Origin of the sequence: Pseudomonas sp. AG1028 (genome assembly GCF_007993955.1) — a bacterium.
Lineage (GTDB): Bacteria > Pseudomonadota > Gammaproteobacteria > Pseudomonadales > Pseudomonadaceae > Aquipseudomonas > Aquipseudomonas straminea.
On sequence record NZ_VIVP01000012.1, the window covers coordinates 134,104 to 149,388 of the forward strand.

Here is a 15,285-nt window from a genome sequence, read left to right on the forward strand (position 1 = left end):
TTATGTATGTCAACACCCACCTGCAAGGAGAATCGTCATGCAGCCATCGCCCCTGCAGTGCTTCGCGGCAGGCCAAGATGAACCAGCGCCACAGCGCTTCGCGCTGGCCGTTTACGGCGGCGCCTTCGATCCGCCCCATGCCGGCCACGCCAGTGTGATCTGCCGAGCACTGGAAACCAGCGAGCAGGTGCTGGTGGTGCCGAGCTACCGCCATGCCGACGCCAAGCGCATGGCCGACTTCGACCTGCGTTGCGCCTGGGTCGAGCGCCTGGCAGCACGCTTCGGTGATCGGGTACGCTGCTGCAGCCTGGAGCGCGAGTTGGGTGCCGATGGCCGGGTGATCTACAGCGTTGACCTGCTCAGCTGCCTGGCCGAACGATACGGACTGCCGGGCGAGCGCCTGGCGCTGGTGATAGGCGAAGACAACCTCACCCGGCTCAAGACATTCCACCGCGCCGCCGAGCTGCGCCAGCGCTTTGGGCTGGTGGTCGCCGATGAGGAGATGACCGTGCACAGCAGCGCAATCCGCGCGATGATCGCCGCCGGGCAGGCGATCCCCGAGGCCTGGCAGTTGCCGGAGATTCAGGCTGATATGACGATCTACAGGAGTGCGATGTGAGTTCTGCTGAAGTATTGGCCAGTGTCGATCTGATAGCCCTGCGTATGGATATCGAGAGCCGCCAGTTGCAGGTGCTGCTGCACCGCCGCGAGCGCGAGCCGTTTCTGGGCCAGTGGGCGTTGCCGGGAGTGATCGTCAATGGCAGCACCCGCGACGCCAACCTGGAAGCCGCCGCCCATCGTGTGCTGCGCGACAAGGCCCAGGTGTTGCCAAGGCATCTGGAGCAGGTCGGCACCGAAGGCAGCGCCGAGCGTGACCCGCGCGGCTGGTCGATGAGCACCTATTACCTGGCCCTGCTGGCGCCGGACACCGAGACCGCTGACGACGGCCTGCGCTTCGTACCACTCGACGAGGTGCTGGACGGGCGCCTCGCCCTGCCCTTTGACCACGGGCAACTGGTACGCCTGAGCGTCGAGCGCCTGGCCGGAAAATCCGTCTACACCAGCTTGCCGCTTTACCTGGCGCCGCCACGCTTTACCGTGCTCGATGCCCTGAACGCCGCCCAGGCCTGCCTGGGGACGACGATCAATAACACCTCGCTGCGCAAGCGCCTGGAAAAGATGAAGGACGCCGGCTGGATCCGCGACACCGGCGAGAAGAACTTCCCGAAAATGGGCCGCCCTCAGCAATTGTGGGAGCTGACCGATCAGGCCGAGGGCGTGTTCGTGTTCGACCGTAGCCTGTTGGCGGATCGGGCTGGTAGCTGACATCGCCCACAGTCTGAAGGATCCAACCGGCACATGAATTGATCTTTGGCCAGGTAGGACTCCTCGCTTATGCCCGAGATTTTCGCGGGCATGACCCGCTCCCACAATTAGGCGGCGACCAATCCCGTAGCCTGGGTTGAGCGACGCGATACCCGGGTTGGTGCCCCGGGTGTCGCTTCGCTCGACTAGGGCTACCTATCTTCTCTACTGCCGCATGCCGATGGCCAAACGATTGAAGGCATTCATCAGCGAAATGGCATAGGTCAGGTCGCTGATCTGTGCGTCATTGAAATGTGCCTTGAGCGGCTCATACACGTCATCCGGCGCGTGGGTGCGGGCGATATCGGTGAGCGATTCAGCCCAGGCCAGGGCGGCGCGCTCGGCCTCGCTGAAGTGCGCACTGATGCGCCAGCCCGCCAGGCTGTCGAGCTTCGTCTGGGGCGTGCCGCCGTCGCGCAGCGCCTTGGCGTGCATCTCCAGACAGAAGGCGCAGCCGTTGATCTGCGAAATACGCAGGTACACCAATTCGATCAGCGGCAGGCCGAGGCTGCTGGCGGCCAGGGCTTTCTTGGTGGCGATCAGCCCTTTGTAGGCGTCGGGCGAGAGTTGGCTATAAGGCAGGCGCAAGGTGATGGAGTTAGGCATGGTGGCGTACTCGCTATTGGACGGACGCCAGATTACTCAGCACCTGGCCCGCTCAATAGAACCAAGATGATGGAAAGTCATTGGTCCATCTTTCAGCGAGTCATTCGCCTTGCCGCATAGGCATGCGGTCGATGGTCCGGAAGATCGCCTGCAAGTCCGCATCGGCGCCCTGCTGGATCTTCTTGCCGCCATCCTTGCCGACCAGAATCACCTGGGGCCGGGCGTTGCCGGCGTCCAGCGCCAGCAGCAGGCGCTTGGTGGCGATGGCCTCCAGGGGCTGCTCGTTGCGCTGCCCCTGCTGGCCGATCACGGTGTAGAGCACCATGTCGCGCTCGACGAACGCCTCGCGGTTGGCCGGCTCGCGCAGCGCGGCCTGCACCCGCGCCAGCAGCGGATCATCGGCGCTGGCCGCCAGCACGATCAGCGGCCGGGTCTTCCAGCGCTCGGCCTCGAGCGGATTCTCGCTGGCGTGGGCCAGCAGCGGCAGCGCCAAGAGCAGCAGGGTCGCGAAACGCTTCATGGCCTCTCTCCTGGTGGGCTCGCTCCCGCCGTCCTCAGTACGACAGGTACGAAGAGCGCGTCAGCCCCAGACGCAGCGCGTCGAGGAACTGGGTACGTTCGCGGGCGGTGATGCGCGCGCTGGCGACCTTGTCGCGGTAGTGGGTCATCAGCTCCTCGGGCGACAGGTGCACGTAGCGCAGCATGTCCTCGATGGTGTCGTGGGTCTCGATACCGGCGTGGTAGATGCTGCCGTCGGCGTTCTGGTAGATGTTCACCGAGTCGGTGTCACCGAACAGGTTGTGCATGTCGCCGAGAATTTCCTGGTAGGCGCCGACCAGGAAGATGCCCAGCACGTAGTCCTCGCCCTCGCGCAGTTCATGCACCGGCAGGCTGGTTTCGATGGACTGCTCATCGACGTACTGGTTGATCTTGCCGTCGGAGTCGCAGGTCAGATCCTGCAGCACCGCGCGACGCAGCGGTTCCTCGTCCAGGCGGTTGAGCGGCAGGATCGGCAGGATCTGGCCGATGGCCCAGGTGTCCGGCAGGCTCTGGAACACCGAGAAGTTGCAGATGTACTTGTCGGCGAGCTTGTCGTTGAGCTCGTCGAGCACCTGGCGGTGGGAACGTTGGCGGGCCTTGAGCTGGTTATACAGGCGGCGGCAGATGGCGAAGTAGCACTGCTCTGCCAGGGCCTTCTGCGGCAGGTCGAGCTTGCCGGCCGAATACTGCCCGGCCGCCTCGCTGACGTAGTGAGTGGCGCGCCAGTAGGTTTCGGCGACCATTTCCGGGTCGCTGTCCTCGAGCAGGTCGATCAGCACCTGCAGCACTTCGGGCTGCTCGATGCTGCGGTCGATCTCCGGCACCTCGTCGTTGTGACGCTCGACATCGGTCACCTGCACCAGCAGCAGTGCGTGGTGAGCCGTCATCGCCCGACCGCTTTCCGAGAAGATGTGCGGGTGCGGAATCTCCTGGCGGTCGCAGAATTCCTTGAGCATGTCGACCACCGCGTCGGCGTAGTCTTCCATGTCGTAGTTGATCGAGCTGGCGTTGCGCGAGTGGGTGCCGTCGTAGTCGACGCCCAGGCCGCCGCCGACGTCGATGTGGTCGACCGGCAGGCCAAGAGCACGCAGCTCGCCGTAATAGCGGATCGCCTCGCGAAAGCCCTTGCGGTAGTCGGCGATGTTGGCGATCTGCGAGCCCATATGGAAGTGCAGCAGGCGAATGCCCTGATCCAGGCCGGCCTTGCGGAAACGCTCGACCACCGACAGCAGCTGGGCGGCGGACAGGCCGAACTTGGACTTCTCGCCGCCGGTGTCCGCCCACTTGCTCGACGCCAGGGACGACAGGCGTACGCGCAGGCCGATCTGCGGCGCCACCTTGAGTTCGGCGGCCTCCTCGATCACCAGAGCGACTTCCGACTCCTTCTCGATAACGATGAACACGTTGTGGCCGAGCTTCTGGCCCATCAGCGCCAGGCGGATGAATTCGCGGTCCTTGTAGCCGTTGCACACGATGGTGCCGCCCTTCGGCGCCAGCGCCAGGACGGCCAGCAGCTCGGGCTTGGAGCCGGCTTCCAGGCCGATGGAAACGTTCTCGGTGGCGATGATGTTCTCCACCACCGCTTCCTGCTGGTTGACCTTGATCGGGTACAAGGCGGTATAGCGGTTGTTGTATTCCAGGCGCGCGATGCTGGCGTCGAAGGCGCCAGTCAGCTTGCGCACGCGGTCCTGAAGGATGTCCGGGAAACGCACCAGCAGCGGCAGCGAGAGGCCGCTCTGGCGCAGCTCCTCGACCTGCTCATAAAGGTCGATGGGCGTGCTGCCCGGCCCGTTGGGGCGCACTTCGACGCGGCCGGCGTCATTGATCGAGAAGTAGCCGGCGCCCCAGTGGCGGATGCCGTAGACACTGCGGCTGTCGGCCACCGTCCATTGGCTTCCATCGTCCTTGCGTGTGCGTCGTGCGGCCATCGAGGGTTCCCCTGTTACAGATAGGCTGATGCTGTCGATACGATCGGGCGAGCATAGAGCCTGGAAATGACGATTGCTCGGCAGTGGACTGGCCGAGCGGTGAGTAAGTTTAGATAGTCACGGGCGGCGGCGTTCAGCCGCCGGATTTCTTGGCTTTGAAGCCGCGCTTGATCAGCTCGGCGAGCAGCAGTTCGACATGGTCGCCCTGTATCTCGATAACGCCATCCTTGAGCGAGCCACCGCAGCCGCAGCGCTTCTTCAGCGCCGAGGCCAGCTCCTTGAGCGGCTCTTCGGCCAACGGCACGCCACTGATGGTAGTCACCGTCTTGCCGCCGCGGCCTTTGGTCTCGCGGCGCACCCGGGCAATGCCGTCGCCCTCGGGAATCGTCGTGCGCGAACAGGTGCAGGCGTCCACCGGCTGCGAGCAATCCGGGCAATGCCGGCCTGCATCCGTGGAGAACACCAGGCCACCGAGGCCGGCGAATGAAGAGGTTTTCTTGGCCACCGCGTTTTTTCCTCAGTGGATGGGAGCGGCGCAGTGTAACGACAAAGGCCGGCGATGCTAAGAAGCGAAATGCGCCAACCCCTGATGGATTGGCGACCCCGTGTCACTAGCGATTGGCGAGATAGTGCTGCAACGCCACGAGCGAGTCGGGGCAGTAGGACTTGAGTTGGGTATCACGCTGCGCGGCTTCGAGACTCATAAAGCGCGCCTCCAGCACCTCTTCGGGCTGCAGCACCAGCGGTGCGTCGGAGACGGCCGAGAACACCGCGCACCAGATACGGTTCTCCGGCTGATCGAAGAAAAAGCGGCCATGGTCACGCAGCACGGCATTGCGGATGCCCAGCTCTTCGGCCAGCTCGCGCTCGGCCGAACGTGCGTAGCTTTCACCGGCCGCCACCATGCCGCCAGCAGCGATATCCCAGTAGCCCGGATACACCGCCTTGCTCAGGGTACGGCGATGCACGCACAGCTCGCCGGCGGAGTTGAATAGAAGGATGAAAGTGCCGCGACCGATCAGGCTGCGGCTACGCAGTTCGGCGCGGGGTAAGGCGCCAAGCACTTGATCCTGCTCATCGACCCAGGCGATCAGCTCGGCATCCGAGGCGGCGCGGTGCGCCACCTCGGTTTCAGCAATTGCCACGGATCAGCCCTGGGACAGCAACTGACGCAGATCAATCACTGCGGCATTGGCTCGCGAGATGTAGTTGGCCATCACCAGCGAGTGGTTGGCGAGGATGCCGTAGCCGCTGCCATTGAGCACCATCGGGCTCCACAGCGTGGCCTGGGCGGCCTCCAGCTCGCGGATGATCTGCCGAACGCTGACGGTGGCGTTCTTCTTGGCCAGCACGTCGGCGAAATCGACTTCGATGGCGCGCAGCAGGTGCGACAACGCCCAGGCCTGGCCGCGGGCTTCGTAGAACACGTTGTCAATCTGCAGCCATGGGGTTTCGTAGGTGCGCTCGGTCACCTCGGGCACCTGCCCCTGGGCCAGTTCGGTGTTCTCGTTCACGTCAGTATTGAGGCGCACTTGGCCGACACTGGCGGACAGGCGCTGAGACAGCGAACCCAGGCGAGTGGCGACGTCGCCGAACCAGTTATTCAGGTTGTCGGCGCGGGTGTAGAAGCGCGCACCGCTCTGGCCCGGCTCGGACAGGCGAGCGAGGTAACGATCCAGCGAGTCGATGCCTTCACGGTATTTGGACTCGGTCGACGGCAGCGCCCAGCTACGATTGTCGAAGTTGAAGTTCGGCTCGGCGCGGGCCAGGTCGCCATCCTCGGTGGATTGCGACTGCGAACGGGCGAAGTCCTTGCGCAGCGCACGGGAGAAATCACGCACCTGCACCACCACGCCGTATTCCCAGCTAGGCATGTTGTCGAGCCACAGGCCCGGCGGCGCGAGGTCATTGGCCAGATAGCCGCCCGGCTTGTCGAGCAGGGTCTCGGCGACCTGCTTGAGGGTTTCCACGCTGGTATAGCCGGTCACCACCTGACGGTTGGCTTTCTCGGCCGCGGCCTGTACACGCTGTTGCACGGGAAACAGATCCGGCTCCTGGCTCCAGTACCAGCCGACGACCAGTGCCACCAGCAGATAGACGCCCAGCAGGCTGGCGATAACGCGGCCAATACCGCCGCCGAGGCGACGACGAGAGCCGGTGCTGGCACCGTCATCGGCAGAGGCAGTGCCGGTGGTGCGGTTCTTCCAATCAAGCATGGCGATTATCCTTTGATCAGCGACGTACAGGGCTTCGACCACAGGCCTCTGGGAGGGTTGCGCCAATACTTGGAGCACCCATGGCCTGCAGCGAGACTACGCTGCCACTATAAGGGAAGGCTGCCTCAGCGCGCAGCGTGGCAAGCTGTTCACGACGTAACGGGATACCGCCAGAGGTTTGCATCGGCTATGACCCAGGGTGCGGGGCGAGTCACAACACTGGCGCCATAGGAATGGCAAAATAGTTTTTAATTGATAGCACCAGGCCACCATCGGCAGGCTTGCAACACTCTACGGATTACCGGCCATGACCGAGCAAGAAGATCCCAGCCGCGACCGGCTCAAACAGCACTTCGCCCAACGGGTGATCAACCAGGCGCGCCAAGTTCTGGAAGTCTGGCAGCGCCTGCAACGCGCGGAGTGGAACGAGGCCGGCATGCATGAGCTGCAGGAAGCCGCACAGCTGCTGCAGCGTTACGCCGAGCGCTTCGAACAGGTCGAGCACCGCGAGCTGGGCAAACGCATCGTTGCCTGTCTGAGCGTGGTGGACGCCAACCGCGGCCGCCTCAACAGCGAAGTGATCAGCGAACTCAACCAGTTGATGCAGCGCCTGTCGCGCACCGGCCTGCGCCATGGCGACCGCTTCGAGCACACCACCCTGCCGCCGCTGCGCAAGCCGGTGTACATCGCCCTGCAGCACCTGGAGCGCGCCGAGCGCCTGGCCCAGCAGCTGGAATTCTTCGGCATGAATGCCAAGCCGCTGGATACCGCCAACGCCTTTCGCGCCGCCATGCTCGAACGCCACCCGGCGGCCCTGGTCATGGAGATCGACTTCGCCGGGCCGGGCAACGGCCTGCAACTGGCCCAGGCCGTGCAGGAAGGCCTGCAGGAAAAGATTCCGGTGCTGTTCTACAGCCACGAAGACACCGACACCCCGACCCGCCTGGCAGCCGTACGCGCCGGTGGGCGGGAATTCTTCACAGGTTCCATGGATGCCTCGAGCCTGCTGGAGCGCATCGAAGTGCTCACCCACGTCGCCCAGTACGAGCCCTACCGCGTGCTGATCGTCGACGACTCCCGCGCCCAAGCCACCCACACCGAGCGGGTACTGAACAGCGCCGGCATCGTCACCCGCACCATCACCGAGCCGATCCAGGCGATGGACGAGCTGGCCGAGTTCCAGCCGGACCTGATCATCCTCGACATGTACATGCCAGCCTGCAACGGCACCGAGCTGGCCCAGGTGATCCGACACAACGACCGCTACGTCAGCGTGCCGATCATCTATCTGTCCGCCGAGGACGATCTGGACAAGCAGCTCGACGCCATGAGCGAAGGCGGCGACGATTTCCTCACCAAACCGATCAAGCCGCGCCACCTGATCGCCACAGTGCGCAACCGCGCCGACCGCGCGCGCAGCCTCAAGGCGCGCATGGTGCGCGACAGCCTCACCGGTCTGTTCAACCACACCCACACCCTGCAGCTGCTCGAAGACGCGCGTTTCCGTGCCCAGCGCGACGAGCAGCCGCTGAGCTTCGCGATGATCGATATCGATTACTTCAAGAAGGTCAACGACAACTATGGCCACCCCATGGGCGACCGGGTGATCAAGAGTCTGGCGCTGTTTCTCAAGCAGCGCCTGCGCAAGAGCGACTGCATCGGCCGTTACGGCGGCGAGGAATTCGCCGTGGTGATGCCCAACACCGACGCCAAGACCGCCGCCAAGGTGCTGGACGACGTGCGTGCGCGCTTCGCCGAGATCCACTACCCCGCCCACCCGCATGACCTTAGCTGCACCTTCAGTTGCGGCATCGCCGAGCTGTTCGACAACCTGGACAGCAAACACCTGTCGCAACGCGCCGATGAGGCGCTGTACCGCGCCAAGAACGGTGGCCGCAACCGCGTTGAGGTCTACAGCTGAGAGGCGCCCGACGCCGGCAACCACCTATCGGTTCGCTGGCGTCAGTTTCGCGCCACGTCACCTAGCTGTCACATGAGCGCAATAACGTACCGATCACTACGCACTGCATGGCGCAGTGCCAGCATCGATCGGACGTCAAATCAGCCCCATGCGCCTCAAATCCCTCACCAACCTCAACACCCTCCTGCTGGTCGGCATCGGCATTGCCCTGGCCTGCACCCTGTGGTGGTCGCAGCGGGCACTGGAACGCCCCTATGTGCTGATGGAGCAGTACCTGGAACTCTCGCAACAATTCCAGCGCGAAGCCGCGGGCAACATTCTCGGCTACCTGGAAAACGGCGATGCGTTGCGCCATAGCGCCGCGATTCAGAACCTCGACACACTGCAGGCAAAGGTCGATGAGCTGCCGGGTGATCTCGCCGGTGATCTGGGCGAAAGCCTGGGCGAGCTGAAGGCATTTGCCGCCGAGCAACTGCTCGCCGCCGGCAAGCTGTCCGGCGACCCGCAGGGGCTGCTGATCCAGGCCGAACGGGAGATGGCTGATGCACTGGCAGGGCTCGCCCGCTACGCCGACGAAGGCCAGAGCGAAAGCGCGAGCGCCTACCGCGCGCCGCTGTTCGAGGCCTCGCAACATCTGGCCCGGCTCGCCCTGGCGCGCAGCAAGCTGGTCAGCAGCGGGCGCGCCGAACTGGCCGCCGACGTGGAGCGTGAAGTGCAGGCGCTGCAAGGCAAAGCCAAGGTGATCAGCGATCTGCCTCTGCTTGGCATCACCGCACAGGCGGCCTCGGGCAGTGATGCCTTCGCCTCCCTGATGGGTCTGGACAGTGACAGTCAGGCGAGCGAAGCCGAAGACCGTGGCGTCGCTCTCAAGCGCGATCTCGACAGCCTGCTGGGGCGCTATCCCGGCGAACTGGCGCGCACCCGGGCGCTGATCGAACAACGCGCACAGCTATCAGCCACCACCCGCGCCCGCCTGGATGCCGTGCAGCAGTCCTTTACCGCGCTTGAGCCCCAGGTCCGCGCCGAGCACGGGCGTATCCAGGGCGAGGTGAGGCTGATCCTCGGCATCATGGTGGCGCTTATCCTGCTCATCGCGCTGATCATCGACACCCTGCAGCGCCGCTTGAGCCGTCTGCTCGAGCGTCTGGTGCCGGCGCTCTCGGCCTGGGCGGCCGGGGATTTCGCGGGCGAGATCCACCTGGCTACCAACACCCGTGAACTGCGTGACATCGAAGAGTCGCTCAATCGCCTGCGTCGCTATCTGGTCGAACTGGTGGGCACCATTCACCAGCACGCGGCCCAGGTCTCGGCGTCCAGCCATACCCTGGCGGACCTGAGCAGCGGCCTGCACGACGGCGCCGAGCGCCAGGCCAGCGATACCGCACAGATTCGCGACGCCCTGGGCGAGCTGGAGGCGACCATCCTGCAGGTGGCTGGCGATGCCAGCCAGACCGCCACCGCCGGCCGCGACGCCGACCGCGCCCTCGCCCAGGGCCAGCAGGTGATCGGCAATAGCCTTGCCGGCTTGCATGCACTGGTTGAGGAAGTACAGGGCAATGCCCAGGCCATCGAGCATCTGGCCACGGAAACCGCCACGATCGGCAGCGTACTGACGGTGATCCGCAGCATCGCCGAGCAAACCAACCTGCTGGCCCTCAACGCCGCCATCGAGGCGGCGCGGGCCGGTGAAGCGGGCCGCGGTTTTGCTGTGGTAGCGGACGAGGTGCGCTCGCTGTCGCTACGCACCAGCGCGGCCACCGCGCAGATTCAGGAGGTGATCAGCCGCCTGCAGCAAGCCGCCAACAACTCGGTGCAGGCCATGCGCAGCCAGGTCGAACATGCCGAAGCGACCGCCGACCAGGCCCGCACTGCCGACGGTGCGCTGGATGAGATCGTCGGCGCCATCGGCACCATCGCCAGCATGGCTGCGCGCATCGCCGAAGCAACGGCCTACCAGGGCAGCGCCGTCAGCGAGATCCGCGACCACAGCGAGCGCATCTATCGACTGGGTGGCGACAACCTGCAACGCATCGGCCAGGGCCGCGCGCAGAGCGTCGAGTTGCAGGCGCTGAGCGGCCAGCTGGATCAGGCGGTGCAGGCGTTTCGGGTGTAAGCGAAGAAAAAGGCCAAAGTAGCCGTTCGCCGATCCACTGTGGGAGCGCGCCATGCGCGCGAAAATCGCGGGCATAGACTAGGCGTCCCCGCCCGTTCCCACAGAAACTGCGCCGATGACCGTTACCGCCATGAACCCGCCATCTGCGCGGCCTTATGCCGCACCACGCCCGCCAAGGGCAGGCGTCCTCGACCCAGGCGCAACCGTCAGTTGCAGCACGCCCCATGGCAGGGATCGCCGGCTCCGTTATCATGGCGCGATCAATGCCCCACGAGATGCCCATGCCACGTCTTATCTGCCTGCTGCTGTTGCTCGTCGTCCTGCCTGCCGGCGCCGGGGTGTTCGACAGCCGCCCGAATGCCGCGCCACTGGGTCAGGCGCTGAATAACAGCGCCGACTTCCTGCCGGTACGCGAGGCCTTCAAGCTTAGCCTGGTCGAGAGCTCGCCGACATCGGCGAAGGTGCGCTTCGTTGCGGCCGAGGGCTATTACCTGTATCGCCACCAGTTCAAGTTCAAGGTCGAACCGGCTGAGCTGGCCGGCAAGCCCGTCGAGGTGCCGGAAGGCCTGCACAAGAACGATCAGTACTTCGGTGATGTGCAGGTGTTCTACGAAGTGCTGGATGTCGACATCCCGCTGAACAACCCGGACGACAAGCCGCTCAACCTCGCCGTCACCTACCAGGGCTGCGCCGACAAGGGTCTGTGCTATCCGCCGGAAACCGAGACGCTGGCGATCAATGGCGGCGTTGCAGCCCAGGCCGACAGCACCAGCGCTCCCGCTACCGGCAAAACCACATGGAGCTGGACCGACCTGGCACTGATGTTCGCCGCCGGTCTGACCCTGACCTTCACGCCCTGCGTGCTGCCCATGCTGCCGATTCTCTCCGGCGTGGTGCTGCGCGGCCGGCCGAGCAAGGGCCGCGGCCTGGTGCTGTCGCTGGCCTACGTGCTGCCGATGGCCGCCTGCTACGCCGCGCTCGGTGCGCTGATGGGGTTGTTCGGCGCCAAGCTCAACCTGCAGGCCATGCTGCAATCACCGTGGATCTTGGTGCCCTTCGCGCTGTTCTTCGCGCTGTTCGCGGTGGCCATGTTCGGCGTCTTCGAACTGCGCCTGCCGGCATTCATTCGTGAACGCCTGGATCGCAAGGCCGCGCAGACCCAGGGCGGCACCATCGCCGGCGCGGCGACGCTGGGCGTGCTGTCCAGCCTGATCGTTTCGCCGTGCATCACCGCGCCCTTCACCGCGCTGCTTCTCTATATCAGCAGTACCGGCGATGCCGCCGGCGGCGCCCTGCAGCTGTTCGCCCTGGGCCTGGGCATGGGTACGCCGCTGGTGATCTTCGCCGCCGGCGGCGGTGCCCTGCTGCCTAAGTCCGGCACCTGGATGGTCGCCGTGCGCAACGCCTTTGGCGTGATGCTGCTGGGCGTTTCGGTCTGGCTGCTGGAGCGCGTATTGCCGGGGCAGATTTCCCTGGCGCTTTGGGGCCTGCTGGCTGCAGGCGTTGCGCTGTTTCTCGGCGCCCTGGAATTCAACGCTAAAGATGCTCGCGGCAAGCTCGCCCAACTGCTCGGCCTGGCGCTGCTGGTCTACGCCCTGGCCGCCTGGACGGGCGCCCTGAAGGGCAACGACGATCCCCTGCAGCCCCTCGCCGGCGGTATCGCCAGCGCTCAGTCGAGCGCCTCCGGTAGCTGGCAGACGGTCAGCACACCCGCCGAACTGGACGCCGCGCTGGCCCAGGCCAAGAACGACGGCCAGCCGCTGCTGCTCGACTGGTACGCCGACTGGTGCATCAGCTGCAAGAAGATCGAGCGCGAAGTATTCAATTCCCCGCAGATCGGCCCGCAACTGGCTGACTATCACCTGCTGCGGTTCGACATGACCGACAGCACCGCTGCCCAGCGCGCGCTGCTGGATCGCTACGGGCTGTTCGGGCCACCGGCGATCCAGTTGTTCGCCGCCAACGGGCAGGAAATGCATGACTTGCGAGTCATCGGCGAAATCGATGCGGCAGGCTTTGCCGAGCGTCTGAACGGCGCGCGAGAACGATTCTAGGCAACTCGGTCACATATTCAGCCAACCCTGCATGGATCGTGCTGACTACTCCCAAAAACTGGACAGCCCTACGGCACTTCTGGCAGAGTCCGCGCAGCTAAAAAGAAGGAAGCCCGGATCATGTCGACGCTGCTGGTTTTGCACGGCCCCAATTTGAACCTGCTCGGCACCCGAGAGCCCGGCACCTATGGCGCCACCACGCTCGAACAGATCAACCTCGACCTGGAACAGCGTGCCCGCGAAGCCGGCCATCATCTGCTGCACCTGCAGAGCAACGCCGAGTACGAACTGATCGAGCGCATCCACGCCGCCCGCGGTGAAGGCGTCGACTTCATCATCATCAACCCGGCGGCCTTCACCCACACCAGCGTCGCATTACGTGACGCATTGCTGGCGGTGAGCATCCCATTCATCGAAGTGCACCTGTCCAACGTGCACAAGCGTGAGCCTTTCCGGCACCACTCCTACTTCTCCGACGTGGCGGTAGGTGTGATCTGCGGTCTCGGCGCCAGCGGTTATCGGCTGGCCCTCGACGCGGCCCTGGAAAACCTGGCGAGCAAAAACACCTGAAACCGACGCCATGCAGCGGCGGTTCATTCGCAAACTTGAACGACCCTGACCAGACTGGGAGTTGAACACCTATGGATATTCGCAAAGTCAAAAAACTGATCGAGCTGCTGGAAGAGTCCGGCATCGACGAGCTGGAAATCAAAGAGGGCGAAGAGTCCGTGCGCATCAGCCGTCATGGCAAGCAACCGGCTTACGCCCAACCGACCTACGCACCGGCGCCTGCTCCGGTCGCTGCCGCCGCTCCGGTAGCCGCTGCCGCTGAAGCTGCTCCGGCCGCTGCCAAGCTGAACGGCACCGTGGTGCGCTCGCCAATGGTCGGTACCTTCTACCGCGCCGCTTCGCCAACTTCGGCCAACTTCGTTGAAGTCGGTTCGACCGTGAAGAAAGGCGACATCCTCTGCATCGTCGAAGCGATGAAGATGATGAACCACATCGAGGCCGAAACCAGCGGCACGATCGAATCCATCCTGGGCGAGAACGGCCAGCCGGTGGAATACGATCAACCGCTGTTCACCATCGTCTGATGCACGGGGAACCCGTAATGCAGAAGCTGGAAAAAGTTCTGATCGCCAACCGCGGCGAGATCGCCCTGCGCATCCTGCGTGCCTGCAAGGAGCTGGGCATCAAGACCGTGGCCGTGCACTCCACTGCCGACCGCGAGCTGATGCACCTGGCCCTGGCTGACGAGTCCGTATGCATCGGCCCGGCGCCGGGCAACCTGTCGTACCTGAACATCCCGGCCATCATCAGCGCCGCGGAAGTCACCGGTGCTACCGCCATCCACCCCGGCTACGGCTTCCTCGCGGAAAACGCCGACTTCGCCGAGCAGGTGGAAAACTCCGGGTTCGCCTTCATCGGCCCGAAAGCCGACACCATCCGCCTGATGGGTGACAAGGTGTCCGCCAAGGACGCCATGATCAAGGCCGGTGTACCGGTGGTTCCAGGCTCCGACGGCCCGCTGCCGGAAGATGAGGCAGAAGCCCTGCGCATCGCCCGTGAAGTCGGCTACCCGGTGATCATCAAGGCCGCCGGTGGCGGTGGTGGTCGCGGCATGCGCGTGGTGTGGAAGGAAGAGGACCTGATCAAGTCGGCCAAGCTGACCCGCACCGAAGCCGGTGCCGCGTTCGGCAACCCGATGGTCTACCTGGAGAAATTCCTCGGCAACCCGCGCCACGTGGAAGTCCAGGTACTGTCCGACGGCCAGGGCAACGCCATCCACCTGTACGATCGCGACTGCTCGCTGCAGCGCCGTCACCAGAAGGTGCTGGAAGAAGCCCCGGCCCCGCTGATCGACGAGAAGGCCCGCGCCGAAGTACTCAAGCGCTGCGTCGATGCCTGCATCGAGATCGGCTACCGCGGTGCCGGTACCTTCGAGTTCCTCTATGAAGACGGTCGTTTCTACTTCATCGAGATGAACACCCGCGTCCAGGTCGAGCACCCGGTTACCGAAATGGTCACCGGCATCGACATCGTCAAGGAGATGCTCAGCATCGCCGCGGGCAACAAGCTGTCGTACAAGCAGGAAGACATCAAGCTCCTGGGCCACGCCCTGGAGTGCCGCATCAACGCCGAAGACCCGGACAACTTCATGCCTTGCCCCGGCAAGGTGAAGCACTTCCACGCGCCGGGCGGTTTCGGTGTGCGCGTCGACTCGCACCTGTACAGCGGCTACTCGGTACCGCCGAACTACGACTCGCTGATCGGCAAGCTGATCACCTACGGCGTGACCCGCGACGAGGCCATGGCCCGCATGCGCAACGCCCTGGACGAGATCGTCGTCGACGGTATCAAGACCAACGTGCCGCTGCACCGCGACCTGGTTCGCGACAAGGGTTTCTGTCAGGGTGGGATCAACATCCACTACCTGGAAAAGAAACTGGGCATGGACAAGCACTAAGCGCGTCCGGCACCACAAAAGGGGAGCGGCCAAGGCCGCTCCCCTTTTGCATTTAAAGCCCTTTAAAGGAGGCGA

14 protein-coding genes are annotated in these 15,285 nt (G+C 64.5%); 8 read left to right on the forward strand and 6 right to left on the reverse strand.

Annotated features, from left to right (window positions below; genetic code table 11):
- Window positions 1-37 precede the first annotated feature (37 nt).
- Complete coding sequence (locus FB481_RS19915; protein WP_093507063.1) at window positions 38-619, forward strand: adenylyltransferase/cytidyltransferase family protein; 582 nt, start codon at window positions 38-40, stop codon at window positions 617-619.
- Complete coding sequence (locus FB481_RS19920; protein ID WP_147177493.1) at window positions 616-1,326, forward strand: NUDIX domain-containing protein; 711 nt, start codon at window positions 616-618, stop codon at window positions 1,324-1,326. Before FB481_RS19915 ends, FB481_RS19920 begins: the two co-directional genes overlap by 4 nt.
- Window positions 1,327-1,530: 204 nt before the next feature.
- Here the strand turns inward: FB481_RS19920 and FB481_RS19925 are convergent, their stop codons facing one another.
- The 6 genes from FB481_RS19925 to FB481_RS19950 all read right to left on the reverse strand — a co-directional run bounded on the left by FB481_RS19925 (window position 1,531) and on the right by FB481_RS19950 (window position 6,655).
- Window positions 1,531-1,971 (reverse strand): carboxymuconolactone decarboxylase family protein, encoded by a 441-nt coding sequence (locus FB481_RS19925; protein WP_093507067.1) that lies wholly within the window; start codon window positions 1,969-1,971, stop codon window positions 1,531-1,533.
- Window positions 1,972-2,071: 100 nt separating this feature from the next.
- Complete coding sequence (locus FB481_RS19930; protein WP_093507069.1) at window positions 2,072-2,491, reverse strand: DUF4174 domain-containing protein; 420 nt, start codon at window positions 2,489-2,491, stop codon at window positions 2,072-2,074.
- A 34-nt stretch (window positions 2,492-2,525) separates the two neighbouring features.
- Window positions 2,526-4,439: an arginine decarboxylase gene (gene speA, locus FB481_RS19935; RefSeq protein ID WP_093507071.1), complete on the reverse strand. Its 1,914-nt coding sequence runs from the start codon at window positions 4,437-4,439 to the stop codon at window positions 2,526-2,528.
- A 133-nt stretch (window positions 4,440-4,572) separates the two neighbouring features.
- A complete protein-coding gene (locus FB481_RS19940) occupies window positions 4,573-4,944 on the reverse strand; it encodes a translation initiation factor Sui1 (RefSeq protein WP_013793082.1) in 372 nt (123 codons plus the stop codon).
- 106 nt (window positions 4,945-5,050) lie between these two features.
- A complete protein-coding gene (locus tag FB481_RS19945; protein WP_093507075.1) occupies window positions 5,051-5,584 on the reverse strand; it encodes an NUDIX hydrolase in 534 nt (177 codons plus the stop codon).
- 3 nt (window positions 5,585-5,587) lie between these two features.
- Window positions 5,588-6,655, reverse strand: a complete 1,068-nt coding sequence (locus FB481_RS19950) for a DUF2333 family protein (protein ID WP_147177494.1) — start codon at window positions 6,653-6,655, stop codon at window positions 5,588-5,590.
- 307 nt (window positions 6,656-6,962) lie between these two features.
- Here FB481_RS19950 and FB481_RS19955 point away from each other — a divergent pair, with 307 nt between their 5' ends.
- The 6 genes from FB481_RS19955 to accC all read left to right on the forward strand — a co-directional run bounded on the left by FB481_RS19955 (window position 6,963) and on the right by accC (window position 15,210).
- Complete coding sequence (locus FB481_RS19955; RefSeq protein WP_093507078.1) at window positions 6,963-8,576, forward strand: PleD family two-component system response regulator; 1,614 nt, start codon at window positions 6,963-6,965, stop codon at window positions 8,574-8,576.
- Window positions 8,577-9,645: 1,069 nt separating this feature from the next.
- Window positions 9,646-10,689 carry a methyl-accepting chemotaxis protein gene (locus tag FB481_RS23735; protein ID WP_372239581.1) on the forward strand — a complete coding sequence of 348 codons (1,044 nt, stop codon included), beginning with the start codon at window positions 9,646-9,648 and terminating at the stop codon, window positions 10,687-10,689.
- A 281-nt stretch (window positions 10,690-10,970) separates the two neighbouring features.
- Window positions 10,971-12,743: a protein-disulfide reductase DsbD gene (locus tag FB481_RS19965; RefSeq protein WP_147177496.1), complete on the forward strand. Its 1,773-nt coding sequence runs from the start codon at window positions 10,971-10,973 to the stop codon at window positions 12,741-12,743.
- Window positions 12,744-12,863: 120 nt separating this feature from the next.
- Entirely contained in the window at window positions 12,864-13,313 is a 450-nt protein-coding gene (gene aroQ, locus FB481_RS19970; RefSeq protein WP_027904932.1) for a type II 3-dehydroquinate dehydratase, read from the forward strand.
- A 71-nt stretch (window positions 13,314-13,384) separates the two neighbouring features.
- Window positions 13,385-13,837, forward strand: a complete 453-nt coding sequence (accB, locus tag FB481_RS19975; protein WP_093507084.1) for an acetyl-CoA carboxylase biotin carboxyl carrier protein — start codon at window positions 13,385-13,387, stop codon at window positions 13,835-13,837.
- A gap of 17 nt (window positions 13,838-13,854) precedes the next feature.
- Entirely contained in the window at window positions 13,855-15,210 is a 1,356-nt protein-coding gene (gene accC / locus FB481_RS19980; protein WP_093507086.1) for an acetyl-CoA carboxylase biotin carboxylase subunit, read from the forward strand.
- Window positions 15,211-15,285: the final 75 nt, after the last annotated feature.

Excerpts from the sequence above, each read along its gene's own strand:
- FB481_RS23735 (WP_372239581.1), top strand. The coding sequence starts at position 9,646 with ATGGTGGCGCTTATCCTGCTCATCGCGCTGATCATCGACACCCTGCAG.
- speA (WP_093507071.1), bottom strand. The coding sequence starts at position 4,439 with ATGGCCGCACGACGCACACGCAAGGACGATGGAAGCCAATGGACGGTG.
- FB481_RS19955 (WP_093507078.1), top strand. The coding sequence starts at position 6,963 with ATGACCGAGCAAGAAGATCCCAGCCGCGACCGGCTCAAACAGCACTTC.
- accB (WP_093507084.1), top strand. The coding sequence starts at position 13,385 with ATGGATATTCGCAAAGTCAAAAAACTGATCGAGCTGCTGGAAGAGTCC.
- FB481_RS19930 (WP_093507069.1), bottom strand. The coding sequence starts at position 2,491 with ATGAAGCGTTTCGCGACCCTGCTGCTCTTGGCGCTGCCGCTGCTGGCC.
- FB481_RS19965 (WP_147177496.1), top strand. The coding sequence starts at position 10,971 with ATGCCACGTCTTATCTGCCTGCTGCTGTTGCTCGTCGTCCTGCCTGCC.
- FB481_RS19925 (WP_093507067.1), bottom strand. The coding sequence starts at position 1,971 with ATGCCTAACTCCATCACCTTGCGCCTGCCTTATAGCCAACTCTCGCCC.
- FB481_RS19950 (WP_147177494.1), bottom strand. The coding sequence starts at position 6,655 with ATGCTTGATTGGAAGAACCGCACCACCGGCACTGCCTCTGCCGATGAC.
- FB481_RS19915 (WP_093507063.1), top strand. The coding sequence starts at position 38 with ATGCAGCCATCGCCCCTGCAGTGCTTCGCGGCAGGCCAAGATGAACCA.
- accC (WP_093507086.1), top strand. The coding sequence starts at position 13,855 with ATGCAGAAGCTGGAAAAAGTTCTGATCGCCAACCGCGGCGAGATCGCC.
- aroQ (WP_027904932.1), top strand. The coding sequence starts at position 12,864 with ATGTCGACGCTGCTGGTTTTGCACGGCCCCAATTTGAACCTGCTCGGC.